Origin of the sequence: Halomonas sp. PBN3, assembly GCF_000475415.1 — a bacterium.
In the GTDB taxonomy this organism is placed as follows: Bacteria; Pseudomonadota; Gammaproteobacteria; order Pseudomonadales; family Halomonadaceae; genus Halomonas; species Halomonas shengliensis.
This window is the reverse complement of sequence record NZ_AXCA01000189.1, coordinates 1-21,227: the sequence shown is the minus strand read 5'-3', so window position 1 is coordinate 21,227 and position 21,227 is coordinate 1. Positions and strand designations below refer to the sequence as shown.

Annotated in this window: 17 protein-coding genes; 1 reads left to right on the top strand and 16 read right to left on the bottom strand. The window is 61.6% G+C overall.

Annotated features, from left to right (window positions below; all coding sequences use genetic code 11):
* Positions 1 to 66: 66 nt before the first annotated feature.
* The 10 genes from Q673_RS32450 to Q673_RS32410 all read right to left on the bottom strand — a co-directional run bounded on the left by Q673_RS32450 (position 67) and on the right by Q673_RS32410 (position 13,336).
* Positions 67 to 1,782 (bottom strand): RNA-binding domain-containing protein, encoded by a 1,716-nt coding sequence (locus tag Q673_RS32450; RefSeq protein ID WP_023006933.1) that lies wholly within the window; start codon positions 1,780 to 1,782, stop codon positions 67 to 69.
* Between the two features lie 4 nt (positions 1,783 to 1,786).
* Positions 1,787 to 3,679 carry a site-specific DNA-methyltransferase gene (locus tag Q673_RS0118655; protein WP_031218547.1) on the bottom strand — a complete coding sequence of 631 codons (1,893 nt, stop codon included), beginning with the start codon at positions 3,677 to 3,679 and terminating at the stop codon, positions 1,787 to 1,789.
* Between the two features lie 34 nt (positions 3,680 to 3,713).
* Entirely contained in the window at positions 3,714 to 4,382 is a 669-nt protein-coding gene (locus Q673_RS32445) for a DUF4391 domain-containing protein (protein WP_023006931.1), read from the bottom strand.
* A complete protein-coding gene (locus Q673_RS32440; protein ID WP_023006930.1) occupies positions 4,379 to 7,753 on the bottom strand; it encodes a helicase-related protein in 3,375 nt (1,124 codons plus the stop codon). The genes Q673_RS32445 and Q673_RS32440 overlap by 4 nt, the downstream gene beginning before the upstream one ends.
* Before the next feature lie 133 nt (positions 7,754 to 7,886).
* Entirely contained in the window at positions 7,887 to 8,552 is a 666-nt protein-coding gene (locus Q673_RS32435; protein WP_052004286.1) for an HAD family hydrolase, read from the bottom strand.
* 2 nt (positions 8,553 to 8,554) lie between these two features.
* Entirely contained in the window at positions 8,555 to 9,706 is a 1,152-nt protein-coding gene (locus Q673_RS32430) for an ABC transporter ATP-binding protein (RefSeq protein WP_023006928.1), read from the bottom strand.
* Positions 9,703 to 10,563, bottom strand: coding sequence for an ABC transporter permease (locus Q673_RS32425; protein ID WP_023006927.1), 861 nt, complete (start codon positions 10,561 to 10,563; stop codon positions 9,703 to 9,705). Before Q673_RS32425 ends, Q673_RS32430 begins: the two co-directional genes overlap by 4 nt.
* Positions 10,547 to 11,380 (bottom strand): ABC transporter permease, encoded by an 834-nt coding sequence (locus Q673_RS32420; RefSeq protein ID WP_023006926.1) that lies wholly within the window; start codon positions 11,378 to 11,380, stop codon positions 10,547 to 10,549. The genes Q673_RS32425 and Q673_RS32420 overlap by 17 nt, the downstream gene beginning before the upstream one ends.
* On the bottom strand, positions 11,377 to 12,201 hold the full coding sequence (locus Q673_RS32415; RefSeq protein ID WP_023006925.1) for an alkaline phosphatase family protein: 825 nt from the start codon (positions 12,199 to 12,201) through the stop codon (positions 11,377 to 11,379). The genes Q673_RS32420 and Q673_RS32415 overlap by 4 nt, the downstream gene beginning before the upstream one ends.
* Before the next feature lie 55 nt (positions 12,202 to 12,256).
* On the bottom strand, positions 12,257 to 13,336 hold the full coding sequence (locus tag Q673_RS32410) for an ABC transporter substrate-binding protein (RefSeq protein ID WP_023006924.1): 1,080 nt from the start codon (positions 13,334 to 13,336) through the stop codon (positions 12,257 to 12,259).
* Positions 13,337 to 13,606: 270 nt separating this feature from the next.
* Here Q673_RS32410 and Q673_RS32405 point away from each other — a divergent pair, with 270 nt between their 5' ends.
* Positions 13,607 to 14,380 carry a UTRA domain-containing protein gene (locus Q673_RS32405; RefSeq protein ID WP_023006923.1) on the top strand — a complete coding sequence of 258 codons (774 nt, stop codon included), beginning with the start codon at positions 13,607 to 13,609 and terminating at the stop codon, positions 14,378 to 14,380.
* A gap of 151 nt (positions 14,381 to 14,531) precedes the next feature.
* On the opposite strand, the gene Q673_RS32400 is transcribed toward Q673_RS32405, so the two are convergent.
* From Q673_RS32400 to hutU, 6 genes are all read right to left on the bottom strand, one after another.
* Positions 14,532 to 15,875 carry a YjiH family protein gene (locus Q673_RS32400; RefSeq protein WP_023006922.1) on the bottom strand — a complete coding sequence of 448 codons (1,344 nt, stop codon included), beginning with the start codon at positions 15,873 to 15,875 and terminating at the stop codon, positions 14,532 to 14,534.
* Positions 15,876 to 15,979: 104 nt separating this feature from the next.
* Positions 15,980 to 16,906, bottom strand: a complete 927-nt coding sequence (locus Q673_RS32395) for an electron transfer flavoprotein subunit alpha/FixB family protein (RefSeq protein ID WP_023006921.1) — start codon at positions 16,904 to 16,906, stop codon at positions 15,980 to 15,982.
* The gene (locus tag Q673_RS32390) at positions 16,903 to 17,655 is read right to left on the bottom strand and encodes an electron transfer flavoprotein subunit beta/FixA family protein (RefSeq protein ID WP_023006920.1); all 753 of its coding nucleotides are present in this window, start codon (positions 17,653 to 17,655) and stop codon (positions 16,903 to 16,905) included. The genes Q673_RS32395 and Q673_RS32390 overlap by 4 nt, the downstream gene beginning before the upstream one ends.
* Positions 17,656 to 17,680: 25 nt before the next feature.
* Positions 17,681 to 18,814: an acyl-CoA dehydrogenase family protein gene (locus Q673_RS32385; RefSeq protein WP_023006919.1), complete on the bottom strand. Its 1,134-nt coding sequence runs from the start codon at positions 18,812 to 18,814 to the stop codon at positions 17,681 to 17,683.
* Entirely contained in the window at positions 18,804 to 19,937 is a 1,134-nt protein-coding gene (locus tag Q673_RS32380; protein ID WP_023006918.1) for a CaiB/BaiF CoA transferase family protein, read from the bottom strand. The genes Q673_RS32385 and Q673_RS32380 overlap by 11 nt, the downstream gene beginning before the upstream one ends.
* A gap of 47 nt (positions 19,938 to 19,984) precedes the next feature.
* Positions 19,985 to 21,227 (bottom strand): urocanate hydratase (gene hutU, locus Q673_RS32375; RefSeq protein WP_023006917.1); only part of this gene is annotated, 1,243 nt, incomplete at its 5' end.

Genomic DNA, 21,227 nt, shown 5'->3' with positions numbered 1-21,227 from the left:
ATCGGAGCCTGCAGAAAGGGCTCTCGATGCTTTAATTTTAAAATCAACAGCTTAAGAAAATTTTGTTCAGTCTCTTTCTGCAGAGCCGCCGTTTCTTTCTGCAGACCTTTCTGCATCGTCATGCACCAGTCGCCATTCCGGCGCACCGCGGCTGCCGGCATTGCGGATCTGGCCAGCGCGTCGCAGCTTGGTCAGGATATTGCCCACCTTTGCCTTCTTCTTTGGCTCATCCAGGGCATCGCTGAGCTTGTCCCACAGCAGGGTGTCGATCTCCTGGCGGCTGGCGGAGCCGAACTTGGCCAGATAATCGATCACCAGCTTGGCGTAGAAGGCGTCATCCTGCCCACGGGTGTGGATGTACTGGGCCTTGGTCGCCGTTGCGGTAGCGATCTCGGCGGAGACGCGCAGATTGGGCTGCCGGCCTTCGATCAGCTTGGCGCGGCGCAGACGACTCGTCATCTCTTTGTCGAGCGGCAGCTGTTTCTGTACGCGATCCAGGGCCAGGATCTCCTGCAGGGAGAGCTCGGTCTTCTTGATCAGCATGCGCGTGTAGGCCGGATCGACGATGCTGCCGTAGATCGTCAGCCTCACCCGGGAGGGGTCGGTTACGTCATAGTCCGGCATGGGAAGGTAGCGTTTGGCCTGCCCCAGGTGCATCTCGTGGATGCCGTAGCCCATGGTGTCGATCATGTTCAGCTCGACCATGGCGTTGACCAGGAAGGGATTGCGGTAGTGCATCGGCGTCTTGTGGCCGGTGACGTAGTCCTCCGGCCTGCCTTCGAAGAAGCCCCCGGCGTTTTCCAGGGTGAGCCGGTCTGGCTCTTCGGTGACCAGGACCCTGCCGTTGCGGGTGTAGTCCTGGTGGGCGATGCAGTTGTGCAGTGCCTCCAGCACGATCCGCTGGTCATACTTGGCCAGCTCCACGCCCAGCAGCTGGTCCTCGGGCAGGATTCGCACCTGCACGTTGCGGATCTGCTGGTAGAGCCGCGTCGTGGCCAGCAGGAACGGCGGGCCGAAGTGCTGGTAAGCCCGCTCCGGCCCCTCCAGCTTCCAGGTCAGCTGAGCCGGATGGGGAGATAGCAGTGGCGCTGCCTCCTCCTTGCCGAGCAGCAGGATAGCCGCCCGGGTCATCTTGCCGTCCAGCGTCAGCTTGGCGCGATCCAGGAAGGTGGCCAACGGCCATCCCATTACTTCGTCAGGCTCGAAGCGGTTGGCGTACTTCTTGGCGAAGGACTCGCGGGCCTTGCTGACCGCCTCGGGGTCGAGATGGTCGAGCGTGGCATTCGGCACCAACTGCACGGACCAGTCGGTGGCGTCGGTCTGTCGCCTGATCGCATCCTGCTTGTCCAGGCCCAAGCCGGTCAGACTCTCCCCGGCGCGAGCAAAGTAGTGCCCTTGCCAGGCGATGGGCATGCCCATCGGTGCGGGTGGAATCTCGAACAGCAGCACCCGGCCCTCCGGGGTTTCCAGCTCGTGGATGTCGCGGAAGGTGATGCTGGGCTCGGTACCGTCGGCTATCTGCATTTTGAGCCTGTCGAGCTCACCGGGGGCATGGCGGTACTCGGACCCCAGGATGCGCCGTGTCTTGTCGTCGATGCCAAAGACCAGCCAGGCGCTTTCGCAGGCACGCAGATTCGCCTCGTTGGCCAGCGCCGAGAGGTATTTTCCCAGGTCCGAGGTGGAGAAGCCCTTGCCACCGCGCTTGAACTCGACCACCTCGCTCTCCCAGCGCTCGATAAGGGAGTGCAGCAACTGCTTCAGCGCCTGCTCGTCCATGCTCATGGGCCTAGATCACCTTGACGTCGGTATTGGGCGACTTCTGGGCGAAGATCTGCTCGACGTTGATCTTGACGCTGTCGCTGGCGAAGCCGGCATCGCGGAACACTACGCGCAGCGGCTCGTACTCGGCGAGCTGTTTGACGAATGCCTCGTCGATATCGAGGTCGAAGCAGGCGGCCAGGGCCATATGCTTCTCGGCTCCGTCGACGAAGAAGATGGTTTTTCCATCAAGCTCCTGGCGAGAGATGGGAAGTGACAGGTCTACGCCCCAGTCAAGCAGGACTTGGAAGAGCAGGTCTTCTGAACTTCGACCCTCGCGAATATTGTCGATATTTTCAGACAGCAAGTCTTGGCTAAGCACGTCCGGCGAATAGTGAGTTTCTCGCATGTTTGACGAGTCAATCTTCATGACGCGAAAGCCAAGATCGAGAGAACCAGCCTTGTGGTCATCGGCTTCTGATGAGATTTCTTTGGCGTAGTTTTTGATACGCCTTGCACCCATTTCAAATATTGAGCCAAGTCCAGGTTCTGGCTTAGGAAGCGGCTCGGGGATTTGCACCCCGATGAAGCGTCGGGTTCCATCGTCCTCATAGTTCTGCTTGATCACTGCATGGGCTGTTGACGCGCTTCCGCTAAAGAAGTCAAGAACAATGTCGTTGGCATCTGGCGATGTCGATAACTGTAAAATCCTCTGTATAAGCTCGACAGGCTTGACAGAGTTTAGAACATTTTCAGTTTCTTGGAAGTCGACATATTTCAAGAGTGACTTTTTTGCATCTTGGGTATGCCCAACTTCAGAATAAAACCAAATAGTTTGCGGAGTCCTACCCTGCTTTACCTCGGAAAGAAACCTCTTAAGGCGGGGCATATTATCGCCATCCCTCCCCCACCATATACGATTGTCACTATCAAGCTTCTTAAAGCTATCTTCATTGATTCGCCAATAACTCCCCCTCGGCGGACCATCAATAACTCGCCCAGATGGACACTTAATTGAATACAACCCTGCGTCGTACCTATTTCTAGCCGCCAGGTCGCTAGAAGTCCAAGGACCACGCGGATCATTATCAGGGTTCTTATACCGTGCAATCATCTCTTCGGTTTGCGGAAGCATGTTTGGCGCCCACAATCCTTTATCCTTTGCGTAAACAAGGATATAGTCATGGTCTTCAGAGAACCACTTGGCGCTATTTTTTGGAGAGAACACTTTTTGCCAAATCAATTGAGCAACAAAGTTCTCACCGCCAAAAACTTCATCACACAGCTTTCGAAGGTTGTCAACTTCGTGATCATCAATAGAAATGAAGATCACGCCATTATCGCATAAAAGGTTCTTTGCCAACCGCAGCCGGGGGTACATCATAGATAGCCAGTCCGAATGGAATCGTCCATTGGCTTCGGTGTTGGCAACTAATCGGCCACCTTGATCATCACGCTGCCCGGATGAATCAAGGTAGCCGTCAAAGGACTCACGATAGTCATCGTCGTAGATAAATTCACGCCCTGTATTGTAGGGCGGGTCGATATAAATCAATTTTACCCTGCCCAGATAAGTCTCTTGAAGAAGCTTTAGGGCCTCAAGGTTATCCCCTTCGATGAAAAGGTTCTTGGTGGTGTCAAAGCTCACACTCTCTTCCCGGCAAGGGCGCAGGGTCTTGGTAATTGGCGCATTGGCCGCCAGCAGGGCTTCCCGCTTGCCGGGCCAATTGAGATGGTAACGCTCCTTTGGCCCGTCGACGATATGATCGGAGAGCTCCTGGCGCAGCTGGTCGAAGTCGATGGCTTGTTTCATCCGCCCCTGTTCATCACGCACTTCGGTGACGCAGCTTGGGAACAGCTCGGCCAGCTTGGCGATACTGTCCTCGGTCAGGTTGGGGGAGTGCATCTTCAGCTTGTCCATGGTGTCGCGTGTCTCCGGACCTCTGGGGTCGTGATCAGGTGTCATAGTCGGCAATTTTCTCGCGGATCGAGCGCAGTTCGGCGTTGATCTCGACCTTGCGGTTGAACTGTTTCGTGTTGCGCAGGCGCTTCTCGAGGGTAGCCGCGTCCTTCTTGAGGACTTCCAGGGCCCTCAAGCGTTCCAGCTGATCTGGCAAGGCTTCGCCCCGACGCGCCGGTGCGGGAAGCAGGCTGCGCAGCAGCTGCTGGTAGAGCTGCTTCAGGTCGATGGCCGTGGGGAGCGTTTGCCGGCGCGTATCGGCTGGCAACCAATCGCTGCTGGCGTAGTGGTCATCCAGCACCCATTTACCGGGGTCGGCCTGGCTGGGCCGCTTGTAGGCGGCGGTGACACGGATGCCGCGGGTGCCGTGTAGCTCGAACAGGATCGGAAAGGGAATGGCACGGTCGATGGCCCGCAGCACGTCTCGGTGCAGATCCTCGCCTTTGAGCGTGATCACGAAGACCTGCAGTTCCGGCACATCCTCGGTGCCGGGCAGGTTGAGCGTGCTATGAGCTAGCTTGGCATGCCAGGTGATCTGGGCGACCTCATCCCGCAGGCGCTCCCTGAGCTTGGCGGTGGCCCGCACATGCGCCAGGATGCGCTGCTTGGCCACCACTCGACCGAGCATTGTCTTGGCGGGGTACTGGTAGAGCGGTGCCGTCATGGTGCTTTACTCTCGATTTCCCTGCTGACCGCATGGCGCTCCATGCCCGAGCCTGTGTTTATGGTCGAGCCCGCGTCACGAATGACGATGAAGGTAATCAGTTCGAAGTCGTTTAGCCCTTCGATAGTATCGACCAGCGCCGTGGTCTCGCCGCCGCTGAACAGGCTGTCGATGTCCTTGTCCTCCTTCACCTCGATCATCGAGCGAATGGCCTGATCCAGCAGCGCCGAATAGGCGTGCATCTCTCGGCCATCGTGGGTTTCCTCATTGAAGGGCCGATAGACGGCTTCGACGGGCTCGCCCAGCCCCTTGCATGCGGTGCGGGCCAGATCCAGCAGGCGCTTGACCTCGGTGTAGTCGCTGATTACTTCGCCGGTGTGGCTGATATAGACCAGATAGAAAGGGTGCAGCCGGTTCTGCTGCTGCAGGCCACTCCCTTGGTGCCCTACCTGCTGATTGAGATTGCGCAGGGTGAAGATGACCCCGGGCTGCAGGCCCCTCTCGGGGCGGGCTGGCACCACGGTATGCAGCCCATTGGGAATACGGCTCAGGTCGCCGTTCTCCTTCATATAGCCCAGCAGGTCCATGCGGAATTCATTCAGGCCCAGGTCGGTGATCGACACGCCGGACTTGAGGTCTTCCATCTCCACCACTTCATCTTGCAGCCGGCGCAGCTGCTCGCGCCGGTAGGCAACATCGTTGGACTGGGCATTAAGCACGTTATCGTCGCCGGTGGCGGTGACGTCGGCGATCACCATGCGGTTCTCGACGCGCTCCTTGAGGTTGATGTACTCGTCCAGGCTGATGTCCGGCCAGTAGTTGACCAGTTGGATGCTGGCGTTGGGCGAGCCGATGCGGTCGATACGCCCGAAACGCTGGATGATGCGCACCGGGTTCCAGTGGATGTCGTAGTTGATCAGGTAGTCGCAGTCCTGCAGGTTCTGGCCTTCCGAGATGCAGTCGGTCCCGATCAGGATGTCCAGCTCGCGGGGTTCAATGGGGTACACCATGGCCTTGCTCTTGGCCTGCGGAGCGAACAGCGTCAGCAGGCCTTGGAAGTCATAGTGCTGGCGACTGTTGGGCATGGCGCCGATGGTGGACTTCGGCGCGTCACTGCCGGTCACCAGCCCGGTGTGCACGCCTTGGCTCTCGAGCAGCACAGGCGCCAGGTTGTCGTAGAGGTACTTGGCGGTATCCGCGAAGGCGGTGAAGATCATTACCTTGCGATTGCCGGGGTTGATCGGCGAGGCCAGCTTGCTGGCGATCTGCGTCTTGAGGTGCTGCAGCTTGGCATCGTCGGACGGGGTGACCTTAGCCATTTCCTCCAGCAGCAGCTCGATCCACACCAGGTCGGTGCTCAGGTCATGCTCCCAGGACGGCAGATCCATGTCCTCCAGACTGATCTGGACCTTCTTGCCCACCGTGGTATCGCCCGGCATCGGAATGCTGTCGTCGTCGGGGTCGGCGTCTTCGAAGGACGCAGTGATATCCGCAAAGCTCTCCGAGCGGCCGGTCTGCTTGAAGGCCGCAATCTTATCCAGGATGGTCTGGTAGCTATCCTGCAGCCCCTCCAGGGTCAGGCGAAACGCTGCCACCGAGCTCTCTAGGCGTTTGAGCAGGTTGGTCGTCATCAGGGCCTGCAGGCTCTTCTCCCGGTCCACCTGCTTGAAGCTACCGCCTCCACTGGACACTTCGGTGTCGTACATCTCCTCGTATTTCTTGAGGCGGCTGGGCAGGATGTAGCTGATCGGGGCGTAGACGGAAAGCTTGAGCTGGGAGAGCTGCTGGAAAATCTCGTTGAAGCCGATCACATCGGTTCGGTTAGTGAGCGGACAGTGAAACGAGAGGGGCTTGCGGCGCTCCGGGAAGCTGCCGATATCGCTGGTGTCGTAGAAGGTTTCGATATGCCGACGTGAACGGGCGATGGTGACGCTGTCTAGCAGCTCGAAGAAATCGAAATCCAGCGCTTGCAGGATGGCGCCCGTGGTGCGCTTCTCCGGTGGGAGGGCCGACCACTCGTTGAAGGTGGCCTGGGCGCGCCGGAAGATGCCCTCGATGTCTTTGGCGCCGCTGAGATGGCGAGTCAGGTTCTCGGCTTCGCCTTCGTAGGCCAGGGCCAGCTGGTTCTTCAGGTCGGTGAAGCGATTATTGACCGGCGTGGCGGAGAGCATCAGCACCTTGGTCTTCACCCCGGCACGGATCACCTGATTCATCAGCTTCTGGTAGCGCGTCTCGCGATCCTTGTAGACGTCGTTGTTGCGGAAGTTGTGCGACTCGTCTATTACCACCAGGTCATAGTTGCCCCAGTTGACGCGATCCAACGGCATGCCGAAGGATTCCCCACGAGTGCGCTGCAGGTCGGTATGGCAGAGCACGTCGTAATTCAGGCGGTCCTGGGCCAGAACGTTGGTGGTCAGGTTTCGGTTGTAGGTCAGCCAGTTATCGGCGAGCTTCTTCGGGCACAGTACCAGCACGGAGCGGTTACGCAGCTCGTAGTACTTGATGACCGCCAGGGCGGTGAAGGTCTTCCCGAGCCCTACGCTGTCGGCCAGGATGCAACCGTTGTAGGTCTCCAGCTTGTTGATGACGCCGGTGGCCGCGTCACGCTGGAAGTTGAACAGCTTCTGCCAGATGACGCTGTCCTGGTAGCCGGTGCGGTCGTTGGGCAACACATCCTCGCTGATGTCTTCCAGGAACTCGTGGAAGATGTGGTAGAGCATCAGGAAGTAGATCCGCTCCGGCGGGTTCTCCCGGTAGACCGAGGCGATATGCTCGCGCAGCCGTTCGGTCACATCCTCGAGCTTCTCTTCGTCTTGCCACAGCTGGTCGAAGAGGGCCATGAACTGAGAGGTGTGGGCTGGCTCGCTGAAGCGGGTGACGAAGTTGGAGACCGCGTTGCCCTGCTGGTAGCCCAGATCCACCGCCGTAAAGCCCTGTAGCGGCATATAGACCGTATCGCCGCCTGAAGCTGCAACGCCGGCAAAGGGCTGCATCGCGGCCTGTCCACGGTTGGAGCGGAAGCGAGCCTTGCGGCGCATCCAATCGGCGCACTCACGAGCAATGGCCCGCTGGGTCAGCTTGTTCTTGAGCTGGATCTCGAACTCGCTGCCATGGACGCTGCGCTCGCGCTCTGCCTTGGGGATGTGGAACTCACGGTGCTCCTTGCGGAACTTGTCGCTGGCCTGGTCCGGGACGAAGGTGGGGGACGTGAAGATGAACTCGACCGCGTCCAGCGCCTCCAGCTCCTCCTTCAGCGCCTCGTAGGCGAAAATCGAGAAGCAGGAGGCCGCGATCTTGAGGCGGGCGCCTGGCCGCAGGGTGTCCTTCAGATCGTCGCCGAGTAGCCGGCTGACGTTATCGATGATCTCCATGGTGCGGCTCCCTGCAGTTCCCTGGCCGCCTGAGGGCGGTCTCGTTGCGCTGCACTCAGCTTATATCAACAGCTAAGTGGGGTGAACGCTGGGGATTGCTACAAGAAGCGTGGATAAACGTCGAGCGGTAGCCTCACCGCCACGAGGGCATCGCCCAGCCCCGCTCACGCGCAATACCGGCGAGCACCGGGTCCGGATGGATGGCGTGCGGTCTCTCCACTGCTTCGAGAAGCGGCAGGTCGTTTCGTGAATCGGAGTAGCCCCAGGTTTCCGCCGGCTGCGTCTCCCCCAGCCACTCCCGGAGTGCGTGAAGCTTGCCTTCCTTGAAGGTGCGGGTACCGTGCGCCTGGCCGGTATAGCGACCGGCTTGCTCCTCGAGCGCTGTTGCCAGTGCCGCATCACAGCCTAAGCGCCTGGCGAGCGGTACCACCAGCTGAGCGGTCGAGGCGGAGATGACGACGGTGGTATGCCCCTGCTCGCGATGCCATGCCACCTGCGCCAGGCCCCCCGGGAACAGCCGGGGCATGATGCGGCTATCGAGGAACACCTCGACCTGCTCGGCCACTTCCTGGACCTCGCGTCCTGCCAAGGGGGCGAGGAGAAACGTCAGATGCGCCTCCATATCCAGGGTGCCTGCCGCGTAGTCGGCCATATGGCTCTCCCAGGTGCGACGATACTCGGCGGCATCCGGGATCCAGCCCTGTTCGATCAACCACTCGTTCCAGTACCCGGTGATATCCCCGTCGAGCAGGGTGTCATCCAGATCGAACAGCGCCAGGCGCATTGCCCTGCGAGACATACTCACTCCTCAAGCTCCTGAACCTCATCGAGGTCGACAAACACCAGCACCTCGCTCTCCTCGGCCAGCAGATGGCGGCTGCCTCGGTTGAGGGCATCGATAGAGAGCTCAATCCCGGCACACTCCACCGCATAGCGTACGATGTTGCCCAGCAGCTGACGACGGCGGATCACGCCTCGGCAGCCAGGGCCTGCGTGGGTTGGCACTTCACCGCCTGGCGAGGCCTCTGACACCGGCTGCAGGTAGATGGCCTCGGGCCTCAACGCCACGCGCGCCGCCCTGCTCACTGTGCCGAGCAGCGCATGCGCCTGCTCCCCCGACAGCACGTTGTAGTGCCCCATGAAGCCAGCGGCCTGATGGCTGCGGGGCCGTGTGTACAGTGCTTCGGCATCCCCTTGCTGCAGGATACGTCCGTCATGCATCAGGAAGATGCGGTCGGACATCATCAGCGCCTCTTCCTGATCGTGGGTCACGAACAGCGTCGTCAGGCCCAGCGTCTTCTGAATGTCGCGCAGCTGCTGACGCAGGTGACGGCGGATGCGTGCATCCAGCGCCGACAGCGGCTCATCCATCAGCAGGATACGGGGCTCCACGACCAGCGCGCGAGCCAGCGCCACCCGCTGGCACTGCCCGCCAGAGAGTTGATGCGGAAACTTGTCAGCATGCTCGCGCAGCTCGACCAGGCGCAGCACCTCGTCCACGCGGCGGCCGCGCTCCTCCTGGGGCACCTTCTGCATGCGAAGCCCGAAGGCGACGTTGTCGGTGACCCGCATATTGGGGAACAGCGCATAGTGCTGGAACACCATGCCGACGCCGCGCTGCTGGGGAGGGAGTGACGTAATCTCCTCGCCACCCACCATGATGCGTCCTTCATCGAGCGTGTTCAGACCGGCGATAGCCCTCAGCAGGGTCGATTTCCCGCAGCCGGAGGGGCCCAGCAGCGTGACGAACTCGCCCTTGGCGATCTCGGCATCGATCTGGGAAAACACCTGAGTCTCGCCGAAACGCTTGGCCAGGCTCTCGAGGCGCAGATAGTCAGGCGACGCAGTGGCTGTGGTGCCCTGCTGCCTTGTCGCCACCTCGGCCACGGTGTCACGGCGATCGAGCGTCGGGAGGTGGTCGCGGGCATAGGGAGCAGCGGTCAAGGTTGTCATGCGTTGGCATCCTTGGCGATGGCGTGGCCGGACTGGCGATTCCCCAGCCAGGTCAGCAACAGGGTGAACAGGAAGAGCGTGATCACCAGCGCGCTGGTGAAATGGCCGCTGGCCCCACGCATGTTGTTGAGATAGACCTGCAGGGTCTCGAAGCGGGTACCCACCAGCATGTTGGCGAAGACGAACTCGCCCACCAGGAAGGAGAAGGAGAGGAAGACGGCGACCTGAACACCGATGCGGATATTGGGCAGGATCACCAGGAAGAAGGCCCTGAACGGCGTCGCGCCAAGCAGCTGAGCGGCGTCCATCAATGACCTCACATCGATGGTCCGCAGACTGTTGGCGACGGCCCGATAGACGAAGGGAAGCGCGATCGTCACGTAGGTGAAGATCAGGATCCAGGGGGAGCCCACCAGCGGCAGCGGGCCACCGGCATAAAGCTGCAGCAGACCTACCGAGGAGACCACCGGCGGTACGGCAAAGGGCACCAGCACCAGCCCGTTCATCCAGGCATCCAGCCGCGGGTAGCGGGTATGGGCCAGGAAGGCCACCGGCACGACCAGTACCAGGCTCAGCACAAGAGCTCCCAGGGTCACCAGCATGGAGCGAGCGAACGCCAGCTGGAAGCGCGGCGTGCTCCACAGCTCCAGAAACCACTTGAGGGTCAGCCCGTCCGGCAGCAGCGTGGCGCCCCAGCTGGTGGCCAGCGCATACCCCAGAGTCGCCACCAGAGGCAGTGCCAGCAGGGTAAAGACTCCCCCCACCACCAGGGCATGAATAGATGGACGCGGTAAGCGAAGCGTCGGCAGGGCCGGTGCCTTGGGCCGCGACAGGGTGAGATCAGCGTTCTGCGACATGATGGCTCCTGCGTAACAGCCACTGCTGAATCAGGGTGACCATGGCCAGCAGGCCCACCAGGATCAGCGCCAGGGCACTGGCCAGGTTGGGCTGCAGGAACAGGTCGCCCGACACCAAGTTGGCGATACGGATGGTCATGAGGTTGTAGCTGGTGTTGACCAGGGCGTAGACGGTGGCATAAGCGCCCATGGCATTGGCGATCAGGATGGTGAAGGTCCCCGCCAACGCTGGCCGGAGCACCGGCAGGCCGATGTGGCACCAGTAGGCGACTCGCCCGGCGCCCAGCAGGCTGGCGGCGTCACGCCAGTCGGCACGCAGCCCCGCAAAGGCAGGAAACAGCAACAGCATGCCCAGCGGAATCTGGAACCAGGTGTAGATGACGATCAGGCCGGTGCGTGAGTAGAGCGAGAAGTCATCGATCAGCCCCACACGCTGCAGGGCCAGAGTCAGTACCCCGTTGGCCCCCATCAGGATGATGAACGCGAAGGCCAGCGGCACCCCGGCAAAGTTGCTGGTCATGTTGGTGAAGGCGATCATCCAGCGACGCAGCGGGCCACTGGTACGGGTCAGGCTGTGGCACGCCAGAACGGCGATGATGAGTCCCAGCAGACTGGAGACCAGGGAGATCTCGAGGCTGCGCCAGATCGCCTGGCGAAAGAAGGGCGATGTGGCGATCTCCTGAAAGTGCCCCAGCCCCCAGCTTCCCTCGACCTGGAAGGCGCTGACGGCGATCCAGCCCAGAGGCGCCATCTGGAAGGCAACGAAGACCAGCGCGAAAGGCATCAGCCACAGCCAGGCAGGCAGCAGGCGCTTCACGACGCGTCCCTCCCCTCAACCAACAGCTCGGGATGGGAGGGCTTGTCGTGTTGCAGGCCCAGCAGGCTGGCAAGCGTGCCGCACAGCCGCGGCTGCTGGAGGGTGATCGCTGCGTCATGGGCAAACGCCTTGCCGAACAGCCACAGAGGCACCCGGCGTTCCTCTTCCAGCAGTCCCGAGTGGGAGCCGTCGGCATTCATCCCATGGTCGGCGGTCACCATGACCTGGTAACCCTCGGCCAGCCAGGCCGGCAGGTAATCGGCCAGAGCGATATCGGCTCGCCGCGCGGCGTTGCGGTACTGGGGCGACTCCCCGCCATGACGGTGGCCGGCATCATCGACATTCATGCTGTGTACCAGCAGGAAGTCAGGGTCGCTCAGACGGCGTAGCGCCTCGGCATCACTGAAGAGGTGGTCATCGGGATAGTGGTCCTGCCAGTAGAACAGCCCGGCCTGAATGGCACTTTCGGGATCCTGATGGAAACGATGGCGTGCCGGCACGAAGGGGGCTTCCAGATAGAGTTCGCTGACCCAGTGATAGGCCGCCGCGGCGGTCCGTCGCCCCTGGCGAACCGCCAGATCGAACAGGCTGGTGCCGGTGGAACGGCGCACCACCTGGTTATGCACCACACCGGAGTCCACCGGGCGGTCCCCCGTCAGCAGGCACTCATAGAGCGGACGCGACATGGCGGGCAGTTCACAATCCAGCGTGTGATAGCTGCCACGGCCCGCCTCACACAGGGCATGCAGGTGGCCCATGGCGTGCTGACCCACGGCATGGTTGAGGCCATCTAGCACCACGAGTATGACGCGATGAGACATGCAAACCTCCTTGCCGCCTCACGGGGAGGCGGCAATCGATGAGAAAGCGGAAGGGTTACTGCTGGTGAATCAGTACCTGAGACTGCCACTGGCGCGGCAGCTGGCGGGCACTCTGTTCCCAGGCCTCGAAATCTTCCACCGGCCGGGCATTGGCGTATTGCTCGTTGGGCAGCAACTTGGCGGCGATCTCCTCGGGGAGGGTCAGGTGCTGGGCGCGGATCGGCCGGGCATAGCCCTCTGCCAGATTGAACTGGCCCTCATCGGAAAGGATGAACTCGCGTGCCAGCTTGGCGGCGTTGGGGTGCGGGGCATGCTTGTTGATGATGGTGGCATAGCCGGAGGTGACCGAGGCATCAGAGGGGATCACCACCTCGAAGGCGTCACGATCGATCTGGTCGCGATAGTTGAGGGCGTTGAAGTCCCACAGCAGCGCCACCTCGACCTCGCCTTTCTCGAGATTCGCGATGCTGGGATCCGCCAGCGAAAGACGCCCCTGGCGAGCCAGCTCGGCAAACAGCTCCAGTCCCGGAGCCAGATCGGTTTCATCCCCACCGTTGGCAAAAGCCGCCGCCAGCACGGAGCTGTTGGCCTGAGCCGCCTGGCCCACGGCGCCTAAAGACACGCTGTACTCACCCTCGGCCAGATCGGCGAAGCTGCGCGGACGCTCCTCTTCCGGCACCAGCTGCTTGTTGGTCATGAAGGCGATGGTGCCGGTATAGCCGAGCATCCAGTGGCCGTCGTCGTCCTTGGCCCAGTCCGGAATCTCGTCCCAGGTGGTCGGCTTGTAGGGCTGGGTGACGCCCTCCGTCACGGCGATCGGGCCGAAGCTGATGCCCACGTCACCGATATCCGCCGTCGCATTCTTCCCCTCCGCCTTGAACTTGGCGATCTCCTCGGCGGAACTCATGTCCGTATCCATGTGCTCCAGGCCGTACTGCTCCTTGAGGTCCGCCCAGGTGTCCTTCCAGTTGGCCCAGGAGTCCGGCATGCCGACGCTGTCGACACGGCCCTCCTCCTGAGCGGCAGCGATCAGATCAGACAAGTCGGTAGAGGCCTGCGCCTGGCCGGCAAACAGCGTGGTGCTCAGGGCAGCGGTCAGAGTGAGGCGAAGCAGCGTCGAACGGGTCGGATTCACGGTGTGGCTCCATGCGAGTGGTCAGGGTGAAACCGCCATCTGGTCTAGTTCAGAAGCGGCTGACAGGAGGCACACTAAGCCGGCAAGGTGACAGGGGAATGTCGGTAAAGTGGCAATTGGATGGCCTGCCATCGGCCGCGACAACATATACGCCCCGAGCACCCTGGGGAACCGCTGTCATGCTGATGACATGGAATCTTCGCTAGGCTGCCACTCAGCATGCCGCTTGCGCCGTAAAGGCGACTGAACTAGACCAGAAACGAGCCACCCTTGACCAACACGCCGCCCACCCCGATTCCCTCCTCCAGCCACCGCCCGGTCAGCCTGACGCCACCGGCGAGCCGGCTGCGTCATGCGCTGCTCGAGATGCTGGCCGACGAGGCCGTCGGTCACGGAGCGCGGCTCCCCTCGGAGCGACAGATGATGGCGAGCCTCGGCACAACCCGCATCACCCTGCGTGAAGCCCTAATGCAGTTGGAAGCCGAGGGACGCATCTATAGAGAGAACCGCCGTGGCTGGTTCGTCTCGCCACCACGCCTGCACTATGACCTACTCGCCTGCCTGCCTTTCCGGGAAATGGTGGAGTCTCAGCAGCGCAAGGCGGACACTCGCCTGGTGGAGGCAAGACGCTTCCCTGCTCCCCCCCGGGTCGCCGCCCGCCTGGGGATCAGGGAGGGCACGCCGGTCTACCGTATCGCCAGGGCCCGCCGCGTCGATGGCCGGCCCGTGCTGTACGTGGAGCACCATCTGCGCACGGACTGTTTCCCGGGGATTCTCGAACACGACCTCGAGACCCACTCGCTTACTGAGCTCTATCGCAGTCACTACGGCATGCGCGTCAGTCGAGTCAGCTTCGAGCTCTGCTCCACGGTGCTGGATGAGCAAGCCGCCGATGCTCTACGCGCCGCTGCAGGCGGACCCGCTCAGCGTGTGACGCGCATCAACTACGACCAGAACGGGCGGGCCATTGATTGCGATGATGAGCTCTGGCGGCACGATGCCATCGAGCTCACGCTATCGGCAGCACCGCAGAGTGGGTCATAAGTGGAGGATTCTGGTTGGTCAATCCGCAACATCGAAGAGCCATCAAATACCATCACCTCAGTTGCCATCACTCATTTCCTATGCTGCTTTTAGTAAATGACGCGGCAGAGTGAACTGCCCTTCCGCGTCATTCCATTGATAAAGCCCTAAATCAGAAGATCAGATGCGTGGCCAACGCCACCAGAGGGATAGCCAACAGAGTGCGGACCAGGAAGATCACCACCAGATCCTTGACGGACAGCGGAATACTGGACTCCAGCATGGCGTTTGCACTCTCGGTAAAGAAGATGATCTGAACCGTGGACAAGGTGCAGACAAAGAAGATCGCCATGGGGCTGACATCGGCACCGGAGATGATGATGGCCGGCAAAGCGATTTCGGCGATGGACACCAGGACCGTAGGCGCAATCGCATGGGCATCCGGCAGCTGCATCAGCTGAATCAGCGGTTCGACCACGACGCCCAGATAGTCGAACACCGGTGTATAAGTGGCCAGCAACAGGGCCAGGGTGGCGATGGACAGGATGAAAGCCACGATCTTTTGGGCAAAGGTGATAGCCTCCCAGAACCCCTGGTAAAAAGCCTCCGGCCGCGTCTGTGCCGCCCGGGCAGCCGCCGCCGAGCAGGCGCGCGCCAGGATATGGCCTTCCGCATCATCACGCAGATCGTCCGCGGTCTGTTCACGCCCCCCATAATAATGATCCTGCTTGCGTGACAGCGGCGGAATGCGTACCACGACAGCAGCCAGGGTGAAATTGATCAAAAAGGAGACGAGGATCATGTGGGGGAGATACTCCATGATCCCGCCGATCGAGGCCAGCAAAGCGAAGAAGCCAAGGCTACAGATACTGAAATTGGTCGCGATACTGGCTGACTCCCGCTCGGTGTAGTACCCCCCCTTGTACAGCTTGTTGGTGATGAAGATCCCCACCGCCGGGGCGGCCACGAAGGAGGCAACGGCATCCACAGCGGAGCGTCCCGGCAGGCGATACAGCGGGCGCATCAGCGGCTCCATCAGGGTGCCGATGAATTCCAGGAAGCCGAACTCAGTCAGAAAAAGCACCAAGAAACCAGCAATGACGACGGTGAGAAAGACGCTGCCTCCGAGGTACAAGGCTAGACCGCCCACATCATCGTGCAGCAGCCAGTCGGGGCCGATACCGAATACCAGCAGCGTGGCAAAGAAAGCCGCCAGCAGAAAAGCCAGGCCACTCATCACCCCATCCTTGCGATGATAACGACGCAGGGCGGCGTTGCCGGATACTCTGGATACCAGCCAGGTCAGGCACAGAAGGCCGATAATGCCCAGCGTGAGGTAATCGATCGAACCGCCGAGCAGCCCCTTGACATAATCGATGATCATGACCAGAGGTATCTTGCTCTCGCCTTCCCCCACCGGAAGTGGAACGAAGAAGATACCGAGTCCAATGAGGCTGCCAAAAACCGCCTTCAGGGCACCCGCGGCACCGGGCTGAAACACTTCTACTTTGTTCATTGTAATTCTCCAATTGGCAGGTAGTGGGTCGCGACAAGAGACTCGACTACAAGGCGCGACCTGATACAAATACCGGAACCGGTAATAAGCTCGTGAGCTTTCGCCTATAATTGTTGTTCGAGTTCGGGTACGGCCTCGAAGAGATCGGCGACCAATCCATAGTCAGCCACCTGGAAGATCGGCGCCTCCTCGTCCTTGTTGATGGCCACGATCACCTTGGAGTCCTTCATGCCGGCCAGGTGCTGGATGGCACCCGAGATGCCCACGGCGATGTAGAGGTCCGGGGCGACGATCTTGCCGGTCTGGCCCACCTGCATGTCGTTGGGAACGAAGCCGGCGTCCACCGCGGCGCGCGAGGCACCGATGGCCGCGCCCAGCTTGTCGGCGATGCCGTCGAGGAGCTTGAAGTTCTCGCCGTTGCCCATGCCGCGGCCACCGGAGATGACCACCTTGGCGGCACCCAGCTCGGGACGGTCGGACTGGGCCAGCTCCTCCTTGATGAAGGTGGACTGGGCGTTGTCGGCCACGAAGTCCACGGCCTCGATGGCGGCACTGCCGCCCTCGGCTACCGCATCGAAGCCGGTGGTGCGCACGGTGATCACCTTCAGCGCGTCCTCGCTCTGCACCGTGGCGATGGCGTTGCCGGCGTAGATCGGGCGCTTGAAGGTATCCGCGGACTCGACGGCGATGATCTCGGAGATCTGCGCCACGTCCTTGAGCGCGGCGACCCGGGGCAGCACGTTCTTGCCGGTGGTGGAGGCCACCGCCAGCACGTGGCTGTAGTCTCCGGCGAGCTCAGCGATCAGCGCCGCGGTGGGCTCGGCCAGCAGGTGGGCATAGGCGGCATTGTCGGCCACACGGACCTTGCTGACGCCGTCGAGCTTGGCGGCGGCCTCGGCGATGGCGGCCACATTCTCACCGGCCACCAGCACGTCGATATCGCCGCCGATCTGTTGTGCGGCCGCGACCACATGGGCGGTGGCGCCGGCCAGGGCGCCGTCGTGATGTTCGGCCAGAACCAGAATGCTCATGAGATCACCTTCGCCTCGTTCTTGAGTTTGTCGACCAGCTCGTCCACCGAGCCCACCTTGACGCCACCCTGGCGCTCGGCCGGCGGCTCGACCTTGAGCAGCTTGACCTTCGAGGCCACCTCGACACCGAGGTCCGCCGGGCTCTTGACGTCCAGCGGCTTCTTCTTGGCCTTCATGATGTCGGGCAGCTTGGCGTAGCGCGGCTCGTTGAGGCGCAAATCCGTCGTCACAATCGCAGGAAGCGTCAGCTCGACGGTCTGCAGGCCGCCGTCGATCTCACGGGTCACCTGTACCTTCTCTCCATCCACGTCCACAGCGGAGGCGAAGGTGCCCTGGGGCAGGCCGGTCAGGGCGGCGAGCATCTGGCCGGTCTGGTTGTTGTCGGTGTCGATGGCCTGCTTGCCAAGGATCACCAGGCCCGGCTGCTCCTCTTCCACCAGCTTGGCCAGCGCCTTGGCCGCCCCCAGCGACTCGACGCGCTCGTCGGTCTCGACGTGGATGGCGCGGTCGGCACCCAGGGCCAGGGCGGTGCGCAGCTGCTCCTGGGCGGCCTTGGGGCCGATGGTCACGGCGACGATCTCGGTCGCCGCGCCCTTCTCCTTCAGGCGCACCGCCTCTTCCACGGCGATCTCGCAGAAGGGATTCATGGCCATCTTGACGTTGGTGAGGTCGACGTCGGAGTGGTCCGGCTTGACCCGGATCTTGACGTTGTAGTCGATGACGCGTTTAACGGCAGCGAGTACTTTCATCGGGATAACTCCTTGCTGTGCCGTCTTAAGCAGTAATAGCACGGCCGATAATGATCTTCTGGATCTCCGAAGTGCCTTCGAAGATTCGCGTGATCCGAGCATCCCGGTAATAGCGCTCGATGGGTAGGTCACTGATGTAACCGTAACCGCCGTGGATCTGCACTGCCTGGTCGGTGACCTTCGCAGCGGCCTCGGAAGCGAACAACTTGGCTACAGCCGATTCGAGGCTAAAGCGCTGCCCAGAGTCACGAGCTGCGGCGGCCTTATAAGTCACCAACTTCGCGGCCTCAAGTTGGGCGTGCATCTCGGCCAGCATCCACTGGATGCCTTGGTGCCGGCACAAGGGCTTGCCACTTACCACGCGATCATGGGACCAGGCCAGTGTGTCGTCGTAAGCCGCACGAGAGATCCCAACACTCATGGCCGCCACTTCGACGCGCCCCCGATCGAGTACTTCCATGGCAGTTGCGAATCCAGCACCTTCTTCGCCCAGCAAAGCGTTATCGGGTACAACACAATCAATGCCAATCTCATAGATGTGGCTGCCGCGCAGACCCAGCGTCTTCTCCGGTTGGGAGAACGCAAGCCCTGCGGTGTCACGATCAACTAGGAACGCCGAGATGCCTCGATGACCCAGATCCTCGTCGGTTTTCGCATAGACGACCAGGAAGTCGGCAAAGGCGCCGTTGGTGATGTAGTGCTTAGTACCGGTGATATGCCAGCCCTGCTCGTTGCGCACCGCCTTGGTCCGCATCTCGGCAGGATTTGAGCCGGCTCCCGGCTCGGTGAGGGCGAAAGCACCGAGTTTCTCACCGGCTGCGCACTGCGGCAGCAACGCCTGCTTCTGTTCTTCCGTGCCTCCCACTAGTACCGAGTCGGTGGCCAGAAAGTGCGCCGTCAACGAGGAGCAGGTGGCTGCGCAGTGATAAGCGATCTCCTCCACAGCAAGTGACATTCCGATACTGCTGATGTCGACGCCGCCGTACTCGGAAGACAGGTTCATACTCCAAAATCCGAGCTCGCCCAAGGCGCGCAGGCTCTCGCTGCAGAAGTCACGAGTATCATCGTAGCGAGCGGCGTTAGCCTTGAGTACGTCAGCTGACACGCGGCGGGCGGCCTCTTGAAAAGCCAGCTCGTCTTCGGTGAAATCAAAATGCATGGGAGCTCTCCCCATCGAGTATAGAGTTGTGGGCGCCCAGCGCCGGCGCCGGTTCACTGGTCGCGACCTTGAGGCCGTTGAAGAAGACAGGTTGAGTGGGAGACCGTACACCTCCAAAGGGCTGGAGCAGGCCACGCTCCTGGGCATGGTAGGAATCGGCAACCTGCTTTATGTCCCAGATCGGCGATGCGGGGACCCCGGCAGCATCGAGTCGCTCGCAGACCTCGGCCACCGTCAGCTCGCTAGTCCACCGTTCGATCCGCGCCTTCAGCTCTGCCTGGTGGCCACAACGACTCTCATCGGTAGTGAAACGTTCGTCCTCGACCAGCTCCGGGGCCCCCATGCTGTCGGCTAGGCGCGCGAACAGACTGTTGTTAGCAACGGCGATGATGACCTGGCCATCTCGGGCCTGGAAGCTGTCGAATGGAGCTGATAAGGGGTGTCGATTACCCACAGGCGCAGGGGCCTCCCCATGGGCCATCAACTGTGCGAGGTTGGTGACCTGCATGGAAAAGAGGCAATCCAGCATGGACACATCCAGATAGCAGCCGGTCCGTTGCGCGTCACGCTCGCGCTGGAACAAAGCCGCACAAATCGACCAGCTGGCGAACATGCCGGCTGCTACATCGCCAAGAGATTCGCCGATACGTGTTGGCGACCCACCCTCCTGTCCGGTGGCTGCCATGATTCCAGACATGGCCTGGGCGATGATGTCGTAGGCTGGTTTTCCGGTCATGGGCCCGGTCTGCCCGAAACCTGATATCGAGCAATAAACCAGTGAGGGATGACGATCACGAAGGGTGGCCTCATCGATCCCCAGGCGGCGCGTGACACCAGGGCGGAAGTTCTCCACCAGCACATCGGCATCGGCGCACAGTGCGTGGAAGCGTGCTAGGTCATCAACCTCCTTGAGGTTGAGGCAGATGCTGCGCTTACCCCGGTTGAGCATCGCAAAGTAGACGCTCTCCCCGTCGATGAAAGGACCGACATTACGACTGTCGTCGCCATGTGGCGTCTCAACCTTAATCACCTCAGCTCCCAAGTCTGCGAGCATAGCAGTGCAATAGGGTCCGGCCAGGAAGCGGGACAGGTCGAGGACGGTAATGCCTTGCAAAGGTTTCATCTGGCACTCCTATGATGGGTGGGAGCAGAGCCCCACCCGTCAGCTCATTAGCGAATCATTGGGAGATCGAGGCCGTTTTCACGGGCACAGTTCTTGGCGATCTCGTAGCCGGCATCGGCGTGACGCATGACGCCGGTAGCCGGGTCGTTGCGCAGCACGCGGCCCAGGCGGGCGTGAGCGTCATCGGTGCCGTCGCAGACGATCACCACGCCGGCGTGCTGGGAGTAGCCCATGCCCACGCCGCCACCATGGTGCAGCGACACCCAGGTAGCGCCACCGGCGGTGTTGAGCAGAGCGTTGAGCAGCGGCCAGTCGGACACGGCATCGGAGCCATCCTGCATCGCTTCGGTCTCGCGGTTGGGGCTGGCCACCGAGCCGGAGTCCAGGTGATCGCGCCCGATCACGACCGGGGCCTTGAGCTCACCGTTCTTGACCATCTCGTTGAAGGCCTGGCCCAGGCGGGCGCGGTCCTTGAGGCCGACCCAGCAGATGCGCGCCGGCAGGCCCTGGAAGCTGATGCGTTCGCGCGCCATGTCGAGCCAGTTGTGCAGGTGCGGGTCGTCGGGGATCAGTTCCTTGACCTTCTGGTCGGTCTTGTAGATGTCCTCGGGGTCACCGGAGAGCGCCGCCCAGCGGAACGGGCCGATGCCCTGGCAGAACAGCGGACGGATATAGGCCGGCACGAAGCCCGGGAAGTCGAAGGCATTCTCGACGCCCTCTTCCATCGCCATCTGGCGGATGTTGTTGCCGTAGTCGAAGGTGGGCACGCCCATCTTCTGGAAGTCGAGCATCGCCTGGACATGCACCGCCATGGACTGCTTGGCAGCCTTGACGGTGGCCTCGGGCTGCGACTTGCCGCGCGCCACATACTCCTCCCAAGTCCAGCCCTGGGGCAGGTAGCCATGCAGGGGGTCGTGGGCGCTGGTCTGGTCAGTGACCATGTCCGGCTTGACGCCACGCTTGACCAGCTCGGGCAGCACGTCGGCCGCGTTGGCGCACAGGCCGATGGAGATCGCCTTGCCCTCGGCGGTGTAGCGCTCGATGCGTTTGAGTGCGTCATCCAGGTCCTCGGCCTGCTCGTCGAGGTAGCGAGTGCGCAGGCGGAAATCGAGGCTCGACTGCTGGCATTCGATATTGAGCGAGCAGGCACCGGCCAGGGTGGCGGCCAGCGGCTGGGCACCGCCCATGCCACCGAGACCGGCGGTCAGGATCCAGCGTCCCTTGAGCTCGCCGTCATAGTGCTGACGACCCGCCTCGACGAAGGTCTCGTAGGTGCCCTGCACGATGCCC